Below are 16,116 nucleotides of genomic sequence, written 5' to 3'. Positions count from 1 at the left end.
TCCCGCAACAGATTCTGATTTTAAATCGCTTAAATCTAGTAAAATTCAGTCATGGATATTTACTCACTTATTAAACCAATCCTTTTTAAATTAGATGCAGAGCTTGCGCATAATTTCACGCTTAAAAGCCTGAAGCTTGCACAAAAAATAGGCATTCTCTCTTTTTTAGCAAAGATGCCGCGTGCCCAACCCCGAACAGTCATGGGTCTTACATTCCCTAATCCGGTGGGGCTCGCTGCGGGTTTAGATAAAAATGCGGCTTATATCGATGGGCTTGCCGCACTGCATTTCGGGTTTATCGAAGTGGGTACCGTGACCCCACGCCCACAGCCAGGTAACGCACAGCCAAGGCTATTTCGCGTGACTGAGGCAGAAGGCATCATCAATCGTTTTGGGTTCAATAACCTTGGGGTTGATGCGCTGGTCGAGAATGTTAAACGCGCAAAGTTTAAAGGTATCATCGGTATCAATATCGGTAAGAATTTCGATACGCCGAATGAGCGTGCGGTTGAAGACTATCTGATTTGCCTGCGCAAGGTATATGCCTTCGCCAGCTATGTGACAGTGAATATCTCATCACCGAATACAAAAAATCTACGGCAATTGCAGGAAACTGCTGCGCTTTCTCTGTTACTTGCAGCGCTCAAGCAGGAGCAGGCAAAGCTGTTTCAGGCGCATCGCCGATATGTGCCGATCACACTGAAGATCGCACCTGATCTTGAAGAAGAACAGGTTGAAAAAATCGCCGATCTGCTTTTGGAACATGGTTTCGATGGCGTGATTGCAACGAATACAACGCTTGCGCGTGATGCAGTGGAAGGCATGGATAATGCCGATGAAGCTGGTGGCTTGTCTGGTGCGCCAGTGAAAGATAAATCCACAGTGGTGATTCGTCAGCTTGCACAGCGTTTGCAAGGACGTATCCCTATTATTGGCGTGGGCGGTATTTTGAACGCGCAGGATGCGCTTGAAAAGATGCAAGCCGGTGCCAGTCTCGTCCAAATCTACAGTGGATTGATCTATCGTGGCCCCGGCCTTGTGCAAGAAGCGTGTAAAGAAATCGGTAGTTTTAACGCAAACTAATGATGGGCCAGGCATGCTCTTCAGCATAGGCTTGCAATATCGGGTCAGGGTCAACGGCAATAGGTTTGTCGACCAGTTTCATCAGTGGCAGATCGTTATGTGAGTCACTATAGAACCATGTAGTTTCGAAATCTTTAAGCGACTTACCCTGTGCTTTCAGCCATTCGTTCAAACGAGTCACTTTACCTTCCTGAAAGCTTGGTGTGCCAGCTGCGCGACCGGTGAATTTCCCATCGATCTCTTCAGGTGTCGTGCCAATCAAATTTTCAATACCAAATTCCTTGGCGATCGGTGCTGTGACAAAGCTATTGGTTGCGGTGATGATCATCATCAGATCACCGCTACTACGGTGATGTTCTACTAATGCGCGTGCTTTATTAGTGATCATCGGCAGTATCTTTTGCTGCATATATTGTTGATGCCAAGCATCCAATTGCTCGCGTGGATATTTACTTAAAGGCTTGAGCTGAAATTCCAGAAATGCGTAGATATCGAGTTTGCCTTGTTTATAGTCTTGATAGAACTGATCATTAGTCGCGGTATGCTTTACGCGGTCAAGTACGCCGACATCAATAAGAAACTGCCCCCATTGGTAATCGCTGTCGCCAGCTAGAAGTGTGTTATCCAAATCAAATAAGGCAAGCTGCAAAATCTTCTCCGTTGGGTACAAAATTGCTAAAGTCTATATTATAGACGAGCCATAATTATAGATGAGGTATAAGAGAACCTTGGATGATAAACAAGGTCATTTTAGTATGAACTTCCCTGATTCGCTGTTACCGGTAAATTTAATGTGGGCCGCCAATGCCTTCACATTCTTCCTGCTTGTGGTTGCAGCTAGAACAGCGCCGTGGTCTCATTTAAAACAGCACGACTTGTTGCATGTCTTCTTTGGTTTCGTCGTATCGTTGATGCTCATATGGAGTGTAAAAGCGGGTATCAGGCCGGGGCTTAATTTCCATTTATTAGGCGCAACAGTCCTAACCCTGATGTTTGGCTGGCAATTGGCGCTCATTGCACTTTTGCTTGTGTTGCTTTGTATTACGCTATTCGGTATGGCCGGTTGGGAAGCCTTGGGGCTGAACTTTATGATGATGGTGGCGATTCCCGTTATCTTCAGTTACATACTTTTCCGATGGGTTGATCGCAAACTACCCAATCACTTATTCATCTATATATTCATCAGCAGTTTTGCGTGTGCAGCTATCGCTATTACGCTTTGTGGGTTTTTTTCCACGTTCATTCTTAGTGAAAGTGGAGTTTATCCACTGAGTTATTTGCGACAAAACTATCTCGCCTATTACATCTTCATGGCGTGGTCAGAAGCTTTACTTACAGGCATGGCGGTTACCTTGATGACCGCTTTTAGACCGCACTGGCTAATGACTTTTAGCGATGAGCGCTATCTTAAAATCAGGCGTTAAAGTTGGGCATCTCGCTTCAATGGCAGCACCAATAAAACACCGACAATGATGATTGCCAATGCCATGAATTCGGCGCGACCTATCACTTCATTTGCCAGCCAGGCGCCTAAGAGCAATGCAACGACTGGATTCACAAAAGCATAACTGGTGGCAAGTGCCGGGCGAACATGGTCAAGCAGAAACAGATAAGCACTATAGGCGATGAATGAGCCGAATATGATCAGGTAAATGATCGCATAGATCGATTTTTCTGATGGATGTGAAGGCCATGTCTCACCTGCGATCAAACTGGCGATGATAAGCGCGATACCACCCGTCAGCATCTGCGTAGCGCTCGCCATTGCACCTGTGGGCATGGTTAAGTGCCGTCCCCAAGTTGATCCCAATGCCCAACTTGCGGCTGCACCTAGCAATATCATTGCGCCGAAAGGGCTGGCCTGCATTGTATGTCCTAGGTGCAATATCACGATGCCTACTGTACCGATCAAGATGCCTAGCCATTCACGCTGATTCGGGGATTTTTGCCAAATGCTGCCAAAGAGTGCCATCCATAATGGCACGGTGGCAATAGCGAGTGCCGCAACGCCAGATGAAACAGACTGTTCAGCATACGCCACCCCTGCGTTGCCGATGGAAAGCAACATGATGCCGACTACCGCTGAGTTACGCCATTCGATCAAGGTTGGAAAAGCATAGCCACGAATGAGAAGTATGAGAAATAACATGCCGCCCGCGACCGTAAAGCGAATCGCCGCCATCATGAATGGCGGGAAGCTTTCGATAGCAAAGCGCATGGCAAGAAACGTAGAACCCCAAACAAAATATAGGGTGGTAAGCGCTGCAACCACAAGCAGCGCTCGTTGTTTCTTGATGAGATCCAATTTTGCCGCTTTTTAAACTTGTGGGTGCGCGCGATCGATATTTGAGTAAAGCTTATTCAAGCCATTGAGGTAGGCTTTTGTCGAGGCTATCACGATATCCGTGTCAGCTCCTTGCCCATTGACGATGCGTCCACCTTTAGCAAGCCGTACGGTCACTTCGCCTTGTGCATCTGTACCACTGGTGATGTTATTCACGGAGTACAAGAGTAACTCGGCACCACTGGATACGATGCTTTCGATTGCCTTGAACGCGGCATCTACCGGGCCGCCACCATCAGATTCAGCACGCACTTCCGTGCCGCTATCCTGAATAGTCACGATGGCGTGCGGTATTTCGCCAGTTTGCGAGCAGACTTGCAAATACACGAGCTTGAAATTCTCGTTGGCTTCGCCGAGTACTTCGTCGCTTACTAAGGCTTGTAAATCTTCATCGAATATCTCAGATTTCTTGTCTGCTAACTCCTTGAATCGGGCGAAGGCTGCATTCAATGCATCTTCACTTTCCAAGGTGATGCCTAATTCGGTCAAGCGTGTGCGGAATGCATTGCGACCGGATAATTTACCAAGCGTGAGCTTGTTGGTACCCCAGCCTACATCTTCAGCGCGCATGATCTCGTAGGTCTCGCGATGCTTAAGTACCCCATCCTGATGGATGCCGGATTCATGCGCGAAAGCATTCGCACCAACGATGGCCTTATTTGGCTGTACCGGATAACCAGTAATCGTCGAGACTAATTTTGAGGTTGCGACGATCTGCGTCGTGTCGATACTTGTTTCAAGATTGAAGATGTCACGGCGAGTCTTGATCGCCATGACGATCTCTTCAAGGCTGGCATTGCCAGCGCGCTCACCCAAGCCATTGATCGTACATTCAACTTGGCGTGCGCCGTTCATCACAGCAGCAAGCGAGTTTGCAACTGCCATGCCGAGGTCGTTATGGCAGTGGGTCGACCAGATCACCTTGTCAGAATTAGGTACGCGTTCGATCAATTGTTGCATACGCTCACCCCATGCGGCAGGGATCGAATATCCTACAGTGTCAGGAACGTTCAATGTCTTAGCACCGGCTTCGATCACTGCGCTATAGACTTTGATCAAGAAGTCCATATCTGAACGCACGGCATCTTCTGCCGAGAACTCCACGTCATCGGTATATTCCAAAGCCCATTTCACAGCTTGTACTGCACGTTCCAGTACTTGGTCTGGCGTCATGCGCAACTTGTTTTCCATGTGGATGGGCGATGTCGCGATAAAGGTGTGGATACGTCCTTTTTTAGCAGGTTTGATTGCTTCGCCTGCACGACGGATATCATTTTCATTGGCGCGTGCCAATGAACAGACAGTCGATTCCTGAATAATTTCAGCGATAGAGTGGATGGCATCGAAATCACCGGGGCTTGCTGCGGCAAAACCGGCTTCGATCACATTCACGCCAAGCTTTTCAAGCTGGCGTGCGATGCGAATCTTTTCTTCTTTAGTCATTGCAGCACCCGGGCTTTGTTCGCCGTCGCGCAATGTGGTGTCAAAAATAATAATCTGGTTGTTTTTCATTTTGTGGTTCCGTTAATGCTTATTAATCTCTGCCCGGCGCTATGTGTATAGGCAAGGCTGCGGGTACTGCCAAAGGGGGTATGTGTATTTAGCGCGCGCCGCGCAGCAGCAGACCGGCCAGTAGTAGGCCGAAGTGCGGAAGAGATAGAGTGATGTAACGATTGAAAAACATAGGGCGCAAATATAATATTTTTTAAAAGCTTATGCAATAGAAATTATTCAATTAATCGAATCAAATGAACAGCCTGACTGAGTAATCAGGCTGTGTTTTTCTTAAGTTTGCTTTGTGCCCAAAGCGCGTAGCCAGAAACGCCATATAACAATGAAACGGCAAATAATACTTCTGGGGGGCTGTACGAAATCAATACAAATGCCAAGACGATCAGCAAAATCACAACAAAAGGTACGCTGCTTCTCAGGTTGATATCCTTACCGCTGTAATAACGCAGGTCGCTTACCATTGATAATCCGGCAAGTAGCGTGATCGTCCAGGCTAGCCATTTCATTTGTAACCAAGCGAAGAAGATCGAACCGCCACTAACGTCGTTATCGAAAGATACCCAAACAAGCCCTGCAAGTAGCGCAGCAGCAGCAGGGCTTGGCAAGCCCTGAAAGTAACGTTTGTCGCTTTCATCCAGCTTGGTATTGAAACGAGCCAAGCGTAAGGCAGCACATGCACAATAGATAAAAGCTGCGATCCAGCCTAACTTACCCAGTGGTTTTAGTGCCCAAACGTACATCACCAATGCAGGTGCCACGCCAAAAGACACCATGTCTGAAAGGCTATCGTACTCTGCACCGAATGCGCTTTGAGTATTCGTCATACGAGCAACGCGGCCATCCAATCCATCCATTACCATGGCGATAAAGATCGCGACTGCAGAGTGTTCAAACTTCCCGCTCATCGCTTGTACAATCGCGTAAAAGCCGGCAAACAGGGCTGCTGTCGTGAACAGGTTGGGCAGTAGGTAGATACTACGCTCGCGTAGCCCCGACTCTAACAACGGTTTTCTGCGACGTGTTCTTGGTGTGGCTTCAGCCATGTTGTGGAATCTCTATGAATAAACTATGCGTAGTATATCAAAGCTGAGAGGATTGACTATGGTAGTATCGCGGCTTGATTTAAAACTGATTTATTATGGATTTTACGTTAATTAAACAAGATGGTGCGGCTAGACGCGGCACGGTCAGTCTGGCGCATGGCGATGTGCAGACACCTGCTTTTATGCCGGTGGGTACTTATGGCTCGGTCAAAACGCTTTCTCCTGTTGAAGTTCGCGATATTGGCGCGCATATACTATTAGGTAATACATTCCATCTTTGGCTGCGTCCGGGGTTGGATGTGATTGAAGCGCATGGCGGGTTGCATCAGTTTATGGGGTGGGATGGCCCTATCCTGACCGACTCAGGCGGATTTCAGGTTTGGAGTTTGGGAAAGCTACGCAAGATAACGGAAGAGGGGGTCAAATTCCGTTCGCCAATCAATGGCGATAGCTGTTTTCTTACACCAGAAGAGTCCATGCGTATTCAGAAGGTATTGAATTCCGATATCGTCATGATCTTTGATGAGTGTACGCCATACCCAGCAACGCATGATGAAGCAAAAGATTCTATGCGCTTGAGCAAGCGCTGGGCTGCTCGTAGCAAGGTGGCGCATGCTGGCAATCCTAACGCGCTTTTTGGGATCATCCAAGGCGGCATGTATGAAGACTTGCGCGATGAATCACTAGCAGGATTGGTCGATATCGGTTTTGATGGCTATGCCATCGGTGGACTCTCTGTCGGTGAGCCTAAAGAAGATATGCTACGCATTCTTGCGCATACCGCCCCCAAGATGCCGCAAGATAAGCCGCGCTATTTGATGGGTGTTGGTACCCCAGAGGATTTGGTAGCTGCCGTCTCCCGCGGTGTTGATATGTTTGATTGTGTGATGCCAACAAGAAATGCGCGTAATGGCTGGTTATTCACGCAGCATGGTGATGTTAAGTTGAAGAATGCACGCCACAGAAGTGATACAAGTCCGCTGGATGCAGATTGTAGCTGTTACACTTGCCGCAATTTTAGTCGCGCTTACCTGCATCATCTGTTTAGAACAGGTGAGATATTAGGTGCGCGTCTTAATACGATCCATAACCTGCACTATTATCAGGAGCTGATGGCAGGTATGCGTTTAGCCATTGAGCAAGGTAATTTCGCAGGATTTGTCGCTGAGTTCGCACAAAAACGCGAGGGAATTAAAGCGGCTGCCTAGTACTCTATGCTAGAATTTTCCGATTTATTCGATTAGTCGCCATTTATTTAGTCGTAACTGTCAGTTCTTAAGAAAGGTAATACCGTGTTTATAAGTAACGCTTATGCAGCATCTGGTGGAATGCAGGATCTAACAAGCTTCCTTCCTTTGATCGTGATTTTCGTATTGTTCTATTTCATGCTGATTCGCCCGCAAATGAAGCAGGCGAAAGAACAACGCAATATGATCGCTGCTTTACAAAAAGGCGATGAAGTAACGACCGGTGGTGGCTTGGTTGGCAAAGTGACTAAAGTGACTGACAATTTCGTTGCGCTAGAAATTGCTGAAGGCACAGTCGTGAATATCCAGAAGCATACCGTTCAGACCTTGTTGCCTAAAGGTACGATCAAGTCTATTTAATCATTATTAATTATTTACATTCCTGCTGATTTCTAAAAGTTGAATGCCAGTGAACGGCAGGAATGAATTGCGAGTCGTGTTATGAACCGTTATCCGTTGTGGAAATACCTGATCGTATTAGTTGCCTTGTTGATAGGCATCGTATATTCATTGCCCAATCTGTTTGGCGAATCTCCTGCCGTCCAGATTTCCACTGCTAAAACGAGTATCAAGCTCGACCCTGCATTATTAGACCGTGTGGAAAGTACGCTCAAGCAGGCAAATATCCAATATGACCATATCTTCTTGGATGCTAAAGGTCTCAAGGTCACATTCGCCAATGTGGATGTGCAGGGAAAAACTAAGGATCTATTACTAGCAAATCTTGGTAATGATTATGTGGTCGCACTAAACCTTTTATCACGTTCACCTTCATGGCTCACTAGCATTGGCGCATTGCCTATGTATCTCGGTCTGGATTTGCGCGGTGGCGTGCACTTCCTGCTGCAAGTGGATATGAAGGCCGCTTTGGATAAAGCGGCTGACCGTTATGTGGGGGATTTCCGTACTGCATTACGTACAGCGCGCATTGCCTATATCGGGGTGACAAGAGAAGGCCAATCGGTGCAGATTCGTTTCCATAACGCAAGCGACGTGAATGCTGCCAGCCGAATCATATCAAAAGACTACCCTGACCTGACGCTCAAGGATTTTGATAATGGCAATGAAAAATTGCTAGTGGCTAGTTTAAGTGTGGCTTCGCAAAAACGCATTCAGGATTTTGCTATCAAGCAGAATATTCAGACATTACATAATCGAATCAACGAACTTGGCGTAGCTGAACCCGTGATTCAACAACAGGGCGCCGATCGTGTAGTAGTCCAGTTACCTGGTGTGCAAGATACAGCCAAGGCAAAAGAGATATTGGGCCGTACCGCCACCCTTGAAATTCGTATGGTGGATGAAGAGAAAAGTGATTTCACCACGCTCGAGAACGCAAGCAAGGGTCAGGTTCCATACGGAGACGAGTATTACGTAGATCGCAATGGCAACCCGCTATTAGTGAAAAAGAATGTGACCCTGACTGGCGATTACATTACCGATGCCGGGCCTGGTTTTGATCAGCAGAGCGGTCAATCTGTGGTGCATGTGACGCTTGATGGCCGTGGCGCGCGTATATTCCAGCAGGCAACACGTGAAAACGTTAAAAAGCGCATGGCGATCCTGTTGATCGAAAAAGGTAAGGCGGAAGTGATCACTGCCCCTGTGATCAATGAAGAGATCGGTGGCGGGCGCGTACAAATATCAGGCATGACCAATCCGCAAGAAGCCACCGACATTTCATTGCTGTTGCGCGCTGGCGCCTTGGCGGCCCCAATGGATATCATTGAAGAACGTACTGTCGGCCCTAGCATGGGGGAAGAGAATATCACGCGTGGTGTGCACTCAACTTTATGGGGTTTTGTTGCGATTGCGATCTTCATGATCATTTATTACATGGTGTTCGGTACGGTTTCAGTATTAGCGCTTGGCATCAATTTGCTGTTACTGCTTGCCTTACTTTCCATGATGCAGGCCACATTGACCTTGCCAGGTCTTGCTGCGATCGCGCTGACGCTGGGTATGGCGATTGATGCCAACGTGTTGATCAACGAACGTATCCGTGAAGAGCTACGTAATGGCAATACACCGCAGGCCGCAATTCACGCCGGTTATGACCGTGCATTTGGCACGATTCTGGATTCCAACGTGACGACATTGATTGCTGGTATGGCCTTATTCATGTTTGGCACAGGGCCTGTGAAAGGCTTTGCTGTGGTGCACGTGCTCGGCATACTGACCTCGATGTTCAGTGCCGTGCTCATATCACGCGCTATCGTTAACCTGATTTACGGATATCGTCGCAAAGTTACCAAGCTGGCTATTGGCTGATGCCGCACACTAAGGCCTCGCTAATAGAACCTGTAGATACGAAATTTAAAGAGTAAAAGCACATGGAAATTTTCAAGTTTAAAAAAGATATCCCTTTCATGAGTTATGGACGGCTAACAACGTCTATTTCGCTGATTACCTTCCTTCTGGCCATTTTCTTTCTCGCGCATCGCGGTTTGAATCTCGGTGTAGATTTCACTGGCGGCACCTTGATGGAAGTGAGCTATCCGCATGCAGCAAACCTGGAAGAGGTGCGCGAAGCGGTTGCCAGCATTGGCCTTAAAGATGTGACGGTGCAAAATTTTGGCACAAGCCGGGATGTGCTGATTCGCCTGCCTTTGCGTCCTGAGTTATCGATATCCAAGCTTTCCGAGCAAGTATTGAAAACACTTGAAGCAAAAGATGCAAGCGTTAAAGTCAATCGTGTCGAGTCAGTCGGTGCGCAAGTGGGCCAAGAGTTATATGAGAACGGCGCATTGGCATTGCTACTGGTTTCGATCGGGATCATGGCTTACCTTGCCTTGCGCTTCGAGTGGCGTTTTGCTGTTGCGGCGGTGATCGCCAACATGCATGACGTGGTGATTATTCTCGGCTTCTTTGCTTTCTTCCAATGGGAATTCAACCTGACGGTGCTAGCTGCTATCCTTGCGGTATTGGGTTACTCAGTTAATGAATCCGTTGTCGTGTTTGACCGCGTGCGTGAGAATTTCCGCAAGATGCGTAAGGCGAGTGTGCCAGACGTCATTAACAATGCCATCACCGCGACGATGTCGCGTACTGTCATCACCCATGCGATGACGCAGACCATGGTTTGTTCTATGTTGTTCTTTGGTGGTGAGGTCCTGCATAACTTCTCACTCGCACTGACGATCGGTATTCTTTTCGGTATCTATTCCTCTGTATTGGTGGCAAGCCCCGTGGCGATGTGGTTAGGCGTTTCACGTGCTAACTTGATCAGCGGCTCCGAAAAGAAAGAGACAGTCGACGCGTTGCCTTGACAAGATGACCGCTTACCGCAGAAACTAGCGGCATCACATTACAAAACACATCCTCTTTGAACGATATTCCCTTATCGTGGCAGCTCGGTAGTTTGGCCGTGCTGCTACTGATCTCAGCATTTTTCTCTATCGCCGAAACTAGCCTGATGTCATTGAGTCGGTATCGGCTCCGGCACCTCGCCAGCCAAGGGCATCGCGGTGCGTTGCTGACTACAAAACTTTTAGGCAAAACGGATGAGTTGCTTGGCGTTATCCTGCTTGGTAATAACTTTGCCAATGCCGCTGCCGCAACGCTCATGACGCTGATCAGCGTCGAGCTTTTGGGTGAGGGGCAATGGGTGCTCATGGTGGGTACTGTCGTTGTCACCTTTGCCATTTTGGTATTTAGCGAAGTCTCTCCCAAGATGATCGCTGCGGCTTATCCTGAAAAATTAGCGTTCGCTTGTAGCTATATCCTTTATCCGCTATTGAAACTGCTTTATCCTGCCGTCTGGTTCATTAACCTGTTCGTGAGGGCTGTCATTAGCCTGCTGGGTATCAAGGTTAATCTTGATGACACTTCACGCGCGATCTCCATGGAAGAGTTGCGTAGCATCGTCTCAGAGGCTGGTGGGTACATCCCTAAGAAACACCGTGCGATCCTATTGAATCTTTTTGATCTTGAGAAGATGATGGTTGATGATGTCATGACAGCCCACATGCACGTAGAAACGATTGATTTCGATGCCCCTATCGAAGATATCATTCAGCAAATATCAGTTAGCCATCACACGCGCCTGCCTGTACGTCAGGGAGCGAATGAAGAAATCATCGGTATCATCCATATTCGGCGCGTGTTGGATCAACTTCGTGATGGTAACCTTACCTTGGAGGGCTTGAAAAATGTGGTTTCAGAACCATATTTCATACCATTAGGCACTTCGCTTTATACCCAGATCCAGCAGTTTCAGGAAAAGCAGCAACATATTGCGCTGGTCGTGGATGAATACGGTGAACTCAAAGGGTTGGTCACACTCGAAGATATATTAGAAGAGATACTTGGTGATTTCAGTACCCAGTCTGCTTCAGCAGTGTTGACTTACCAGAAAATGCCGGATGAAAGTTGGCTGGTGGATGGCATGAGTAATCTGCGGGATTTGAACAAAAGCCTGAATTTGAGCCTGCCAACAGATGGCCCACGCACTTTAAATGGTCTGGTAGTAGAGCATTTTGAAGATATCCCTGAACCCGGAACCAGTTTTAAGCTTGCAGGCTATGTGTTGGAAATCGTTGAAACACAGGATCAGCTAGTAAAAAGTGTGCGTATTTACCCGGTAATTTGAGAAATTAGTGCGAATATTCGTTAAAAAATGAATAGACCTGATTACCCACATTTATTTCAGGCTTGAAATATTCTTAATTCGGCTCAAAATAGATAACAGATATGGCAAATACCAAGCACCGAGAAAATACTGTTCTAGAAAACCAGACAGATAAACCGAAACCGCCATCGCTGTATAAAGTTATGTTGTTGAATGACGATTACACTCCAATGGAGTTCGTGGTTGAAGTGATACAACGTTTTTTTAACAAGACGCGTGAACAAGCAACGCAAATTATGCTCAAAGTACATACTGAGGGTGCAGGCATATGCGGTGTTTATCCACATGGTATTGCTGAAACAAAAGTGAACCAGGTTTTAGGTCACGCCCGTGAACACCACCACCCTTTGCAATGCGCAATGGAAGAAGTCTGAGGAAACGTAAATTATGATTGCCCAGGAACTTGAAGTATCACTACACATGGCCTTTATGGACGCGCGCCAAAAACGCCATGAGCTGATTACAGTGGAACACCTTCTGCTTGCCATGATTGATAATCCTACGGCAGCTGATGTGTTGCGTTCCTGCGGGGCGAATCTCGATAACTTGCGTAGCGAGTTGAATAACTATATCGAAGAACATACGCCTACGGTCGAAGGCGACGATGAAGTCGATACGCAGCCGACCTTGGGTTTCCAGCGTGTGATTCAGCGTGCCATCCTGCATGTGCAGTCTTCCGGTAAAAAAGAAGTGACAGGTGCCAATGTACTGGTAGCTATCTATGGTGAGAAAGATTCTCATGCTGTGTTCTTCTTGCATCAGCAAGCTGTTACACGTCTTGATGTCGTTAACTTTATCTCTCATGGGGTGACCAAGGTCGCCGATGCGACAAATAAACGTGCTGAAAGCGAGCAGGAAGTTGAAACGGAAGCTGCGCCAAGTGGCGCATTGGAGAGCTATACCCTTAACCTTAACCAGCAAGTGCTGGCAGGCAAGATCGATCCGTTAATCGGTCGTGAGCATGAGCTTGAGCGCGTGATCCAGATATTATGCCGCCGTCGTAAGAATAATCCATTACTGGTAGGCGAGGCTGGCGTGGGTAAGACTGCAATCGCAGAAGGGCTTGCACGCCGTATCGTTGAAGGTAACGTACCGGATGTATTGTCTAATGCGGTCATCTATTCATTGGATATGGGCGCGTTGCTCGCGGGAACTAAATATCGCGGTGATTTTGAACAGCGCTTAAAAGCGGTAATGAAGCGATTGGCCGAGCAACCAGACTCCGTCCTCTTCGTTGATGAGATACATACCTTGATCGGTGCAGGTGCCGCCAGCGGCGGTACCCTTGATGCATCTAATCTACTTAAACCAGCGCTTTCTAATGGCTCGCTTAAATGCATCGGTGCGACTACTTATCAAGAGTATCGCGGTATCTTCGAGAAAGACCATGCGTTGTCACGCCGCTTCCAGAAAGTGGATGTGGCTGAGCCTAGTATCGCTGAAACCATCGAGATTCTCAAAGGCCTTAAATCCCGTTTCGAGCAGCATCATAGTGTGAAATACACGGCAGCTGCGCTGAGTACAGCCGCAGAGCTGTCCGCTAAATATATCAATGACCGTCACTTGCCTGATAAGGCGATCGACATCATTGATGAGGCTGGCGCTGCTCAACGCATATTGCCTAAGTCTCGCCAGAAGAAAGTGATTGGCAACAAGGAAATCGAAGATATCGTTGCAAAAGTGGCACGCATTCCACCTAAGAGTGTTTCCAGCGATGATCGTAGCGCGTTGAAGACATTGGATCGTGACCTTAAGTCTGTTGTGTTCGGGCAGGATAAAGCAATCGAGGTCTTGTCTTCAGCAATCAAGATGGCACGTAGCGGCTTGGGTAGCACGCAGAAGCCGATTGGTGCCTTCCTGTTCTCTGGCCCGACAGGTGTCGGTAAGACTGAGGTTGCGCGTCAGTTGGCCTATACGCTGGGTATTGAGCTGATTCGTTTTGATATGTCTGAATATATGGAGCGCCATGCGGTTTCTCGTTTGATCGGTGCGCCACCTGGCTACGTAGGTTTTGAGCAGGGCGGCCTAATGACGGAGGCGATCAATAAGCATCCATATTGCGTATTGTTATTGGATGAAATCGAAAAGGCACATCCTGATATCTTCAATATCCTGCTACAAGTTATGGATCATGGCACATTGACGGATAACAACGGCCGTAAAGCTGATTTCCGTAATGTCACCATCATCATGACGACCAATGCAGGTGCTGAAGCGATCTCCAAGACAGGTATCGGCTTCACGCTGGGTAGTACAGCGAATGATGATCTGCTTGAGATCAAGCGTATGTTCAGCCCTGAGTTCCGTAATCGCCTTGATGCGACAGTGTCGTTCGCGCCACTATCGCAAGATGTGATTATGCGTGTGGTAGACAAGTTCCTGATGCAGCTTGAAGATCAGTTGCACGAGAAGAAGGTTGAAGTGAGCTTTAGCGATGCATTGAAGACATACCTTGCAAAAGCTGGGTTCGACCCACTCATGGGTGCTCGTCCGATGGCGCGCCTGATTCAGGATACGATCCGTCGTGCGCTTGCTGATGAACTGCTCTTTGGCAGGTTGGCTAGTGGCGGGCATGTTGAGGTGGATATCGACGAGCATGAGAAAGTCAGGTTGGTATTTGATGAAAAGCATACCAAGACGCCAACGCTTGAAGCTGATCTTGCAAGCTGATTTAAGTCTTTGTAATTAAAGGCTAGTTAATACAAGCTCGGCTAGCTTAAAAGCCAGTAAATGAAGAACGGGATAGATGCTTGACGCATCTATCCCGTTTTTTTATGCATACCAGGTTGGGTATTTATGCATCACACCAACAAACAAAGGCGAATTGGTTAGCCTCTCCAGCCATTGTCGTAATGCAGGATAAGGTGCGCGAGCGAACCATGCCTCATCAACAGATGCAAACTGCCGAATAAAAGGGAATATGGCGATATCTGCGATCGAAAGTGAGTCGCTTAGCAGGTATGTGTTTTCGTGAAGCCTAAGTTCTAGTGATTGCAAGAACTGCTCACCTTCGGTTCTATATTCATCCTGAGACATTTCTGGAAAGCGGATCGCATACTTATAGCGATCCAGTATTTTCTTGAAGCTGAGGTCATTCTGCGAAATGAGTTGCCGAGCTGTCTCAATGGATATTTTGTTGCCTCTCGTCAGCCAGTCATCCGGGTCATTGTTTGCCAATGCCCAGTGCATGATCTCCAAGCTTTCATCAATCACCGTGCCATTTTCAAGTGCAAGCACGGGAACGGTACCTTTAGGCGATATCTGCAGCATGTGTGCAGGTTTATCCTTGAGCGATATTTCGCGTATTTCAACGCGGACTCCACTATAGCTCAGCGCCATTCTTGCGCGCATGGCATAAGGGCAGCGACGGTATGAGTAGAGTATCGCAGGCATGTTAGAAGCGGTTTAACGGTGTAGCAGTATTTCGAGTACGAATTTACTACCTACATAAGCCAGCAACAAGACGACAAATCCACTGAGTGTCCAGCTGATTGCAGTGCGGCCGCGCCAACCGTAGGTATGTCTACCCCACAGTAAGCCGCCAAAAATAAACCATGAAAGTATCGTAAAGATATTTTTATGATTGAACTTCATGGCTTGGTGGAACATCAGCTCAGAGAACATCATGCCGCTGAGCAGCGTCAATGTGAGCAATAGAAACCCCAATTTGATTACACGAAAAAGCAGGGTTTCCATCGATAACAATGGCGGAAAGTCTGGCAGTTTAATCAGTGCTGGTTTCTTTTGGTGCAAAGCCCGTTCTGCTGCCAGCATGAGTAATGAGTGCAGTGCCGCAAAAGTCAGCAGGCTATATCCCAGCATGGCAATGATTAGATGTGCCATAAATAACGGTTGATTTGCATACGGAAGCAGGTGCGCTTCCGGCATCATGTATTGCAATAAGACAAAGAACGCAGCAGGTGGCAATACAAAGGCCTGCAAGCTATGTAGCTGGTGTTTTAAGTTGGTCAGCCAGTAGATCAGTACAGTCAGCCAGAAGATTGCGGAGAGCGCGTTAGAGAAGCCGAGATTCAAGCCGCCCGTGAATAATGAATGGTAGAGTAGCCAGCCATGCAATACCAACCCGCTCGCGATCAGCGCCGAGTGTAATCTGAATTTACGCTGAGATGTTTTGGATGGTGTGTCGAACCAAAAATCAGCAGCTACCAGAATATAAATCAAGGCAGTAATGAAATAGGGTGCAAACTCAAACATACGGATCGGTGACTTGGGTTAAAATTAAGGTTTCCAATACTA

Annotated in this window: 15 protein-coding genes; 9 read left to right on the top strand and 6 right to left on the bottom strand. The window is 47.5% G+C overall.

What is annotated here, in order from left to right:
* Positions 1-51: 51 nt before the first annotated feature.
* A complete protein-coding gene (locus A7981_RS08655) occupies positions 52-1,083 on the top strand; it encodes a quinone-dependent dihydroorotate dehydrogenase (protein ID WP_067267109.1) in 1,032 nt (343 codons plus the stop codon).
* Here A7981_RS08655 and A7981_RS08650 read toward each other — a convergent pair.
* Positions 1,070-1,732, bottom strand: a complete 663-nt coding sequence (locus A7981_RS08650) for an HAD family phosphatase (protein ID WP_067267862.1) — start codon at positions 1,730-1,732, stop codon at positions 1,070-1,072. The two genes, A7981_RS08655 and A7981_RS08650, sit on opposite strands and share 14 nt — an antisense overlap.
* A 61-nt stretch (positions 1,733-1,793) precedes the next feature.
* Between A7981_RS08650 and A7981_RS08645 the strand changes: the two genes are divergently transcribed.
* Positions 1,794-2,507: an energy-coupling factor ABC transporter permease gene (locus A7981_RS08645; RefSeq protein WP_254258543.1), complete on the top strand. Its 714-nt coding sequence runs from the start codon at positions 1,794-1,796 to the stop codon at positions 2,505-2,507.
* Here A7981_RS08645 and yedA read toward each other — a convergent pair.
* The 3 genes from yedA to pssA all read right to left on the bottom strand — a co-directional run bounded on the left by yedA (position 2,504) and on the right by pssA (position 5,982).
* Positions 2,504-3,388 (bottom strand): drug/metabolite exporter YedA, encoded by an 885-nt coding sequence (gene yedA / locus A7981_RS08640; RefSeq protein ID WP_067267108.1) that lies wholly within the window; start codon positions 3,386-3,388, stop codon positions 2,504-2,506. The genes A7981_RS08645 and yedA overlap by 4 nt on opposite strands.
* Before the next feature lie 12 nt (positions 3,389-3,400).
* On the bottom strand, positions 3,401-4,939 hold the full coding sequence (locus A7981_RS08635) for a 2-isopropylmalate synthase (protein ID WP_067267106.1): 1,539 nt from the start codon (positions 4,937-4,939) through the stop codon (positions 3,401-3,403).
* A gap of 257 nt (positions 4,940-5,196) precedes the next feature.
* The gene (pssA, locus tag A7981_RS08630) at positions 5,197-5,982 is read right to left on the bottom strand and encodes a CDP-diacylglycerol--serine O-phosphatidyltransferase (protein ID WP_067267105.1); all 786 of its coding nucleotides are present in this window, start codon (positions 5,980-5,982) and stop codon (positions 5,197-5,199) included.
* 95 nt (positions 5,983-6,077) lie between these two features.
* Between pssA and tgt the strand changes: the two genes are divergently transcribed.
* The 7 genes from tgt (at position 6,078) to clpA (ending at position 14,529) form a co-directional block, all read left to right on the top strand.
* Positions 6,078-7,190 (top strand): tRNA guanosine(34) transglycosylase Tgt, encoded by a 1,113-nt coding sequence (gene tgt, locus A7981_RS08625; RefSeq protein WP_067267104.1) that lies wholly within the window; start codon positions 6,078-6,080, stop codon positions 7,188-7,190.
* A gap of 84 nt (positions 7,191-7,274) precedes the next feature.
* Positions 7,275-7,589: a preprotein translocase subunit YajC gene (gene yajC, locus A7981_RS08620; protein ID WP_067267103.1), complete on the top strand. Its 315-nt coding sequence runs from the start codon at positions 7,275-7,277 to the stop codon at positions 7,587-7,589.
* Positions 7,590-7,670: 81 nt separating this feature from the next.
* Positions 7,671-9,500, top strand: a complete 1,830-nt coding sequence (gene secD, locus A7981_RS08615) for a protein translocase subunit SecD (RefSeq protein WP_067267102.1) — start codon at positions 7,671-7,673, stop codon at positions 9,498-9,500.
* A gap of 62 nt (positions 9,501-9,562) precedes the next feature.
* A complete protein-coding gene (gene secF, locus A7981_RS08610; protein ID WP_067267101.1) occupies positions 9,563-10,498 on the top strand; it encodes a protein translocase subunit SecF in 936 nt (311 codons plus the stop codon).
* 56 nt (positions 10,499-10,554) lie between these two features.
* Positions 10,555-11,820 carry an HlyC/CorC family transporter gene (locus tag A7981_RS08605; RefSeq protein WP_067267100.1) on the top strand — a complete coding sequence of 422 codons (1,266 nt, stop codon included), beginning with the start codon at positions 10,555-10,557 and terminating at the stop codon, positions 11,818-11,820.
* Positions 11,821-11,921: 101 nt separating this feature from the next.
* Complete coding sequence (gene clpS, locus A7981_RS08600; RefSeq protein WP_067267099.1) at positions 11,922-12,233, top strand: ATP-dependent Clp protease adapter ClpS; 312 nt, start codon at positions 11,922-11,924, stop codon at positions 12,231-12,233.
* 13 nt (positions 12,234-12,246) lie between these two features.
* On the top strand, positions 12,247-14,529 hold the full coding sequence (gene clpA / locus A7981_RS08595; RefSeq protein WP_067267098.1) for an ATP-dependent Clp protease ATP-binding subunit ClpA: 2,283 nt from the start codon (positions 12,247-12,249) through the stop codon (positions 14,527-14,529).
* A 102-nt stretch (positions 14,530-14,631) separates the two neighbouring features.
* Here the strand turns inward: clpA and A7981_RS08590 are convergent, their stop codons facing one another.
* Together A7981_RS08590 and A7981_RS08585 are read right to left on the bottom strand one after the other, a co-directional pair.
* The gene (locus A7981_RS08590) at positions 14,632-15,252 is read right to left on the bottom strand and encodes a glutathione S-transferase (RefSeq protein WP_067267096.1); all 621 of its coding nucleotides are present in this window, start codon (positions 15,250-15,252) and stop codon (positions 14,632-14,634) included.
* Positions 15,253-15,264: 12 nt separating this feature from the next.
* Positions 15,265-16,074 carry an inner membrane protein YpjD gene (locus A7981_RS08585; protein ID WP_067267094.1) on the bottom strand — a complete coding sequence of 270 codons (810 nt, stop codon included), beginning with the start codon at positions 16,072-16,074 and terminating at the stop codon, positions 15,265-15,267.
* Positions 16,075-16,116: the final 42 nt, after the last annotated feature.

The organism is Methylovorus sp. MM2, assembly GCF_001648895.1.
GTDB lineage: Bacteria > Pseudomonadota > Gammaproteobacteria > Burkholderiales > Methylophilaceae > MM1.
The sequence above is the reverse complement of the archived record's forward strand: the minus strand, read 5'-3'. Positions and strand labels throughout refer to the sequence as shown.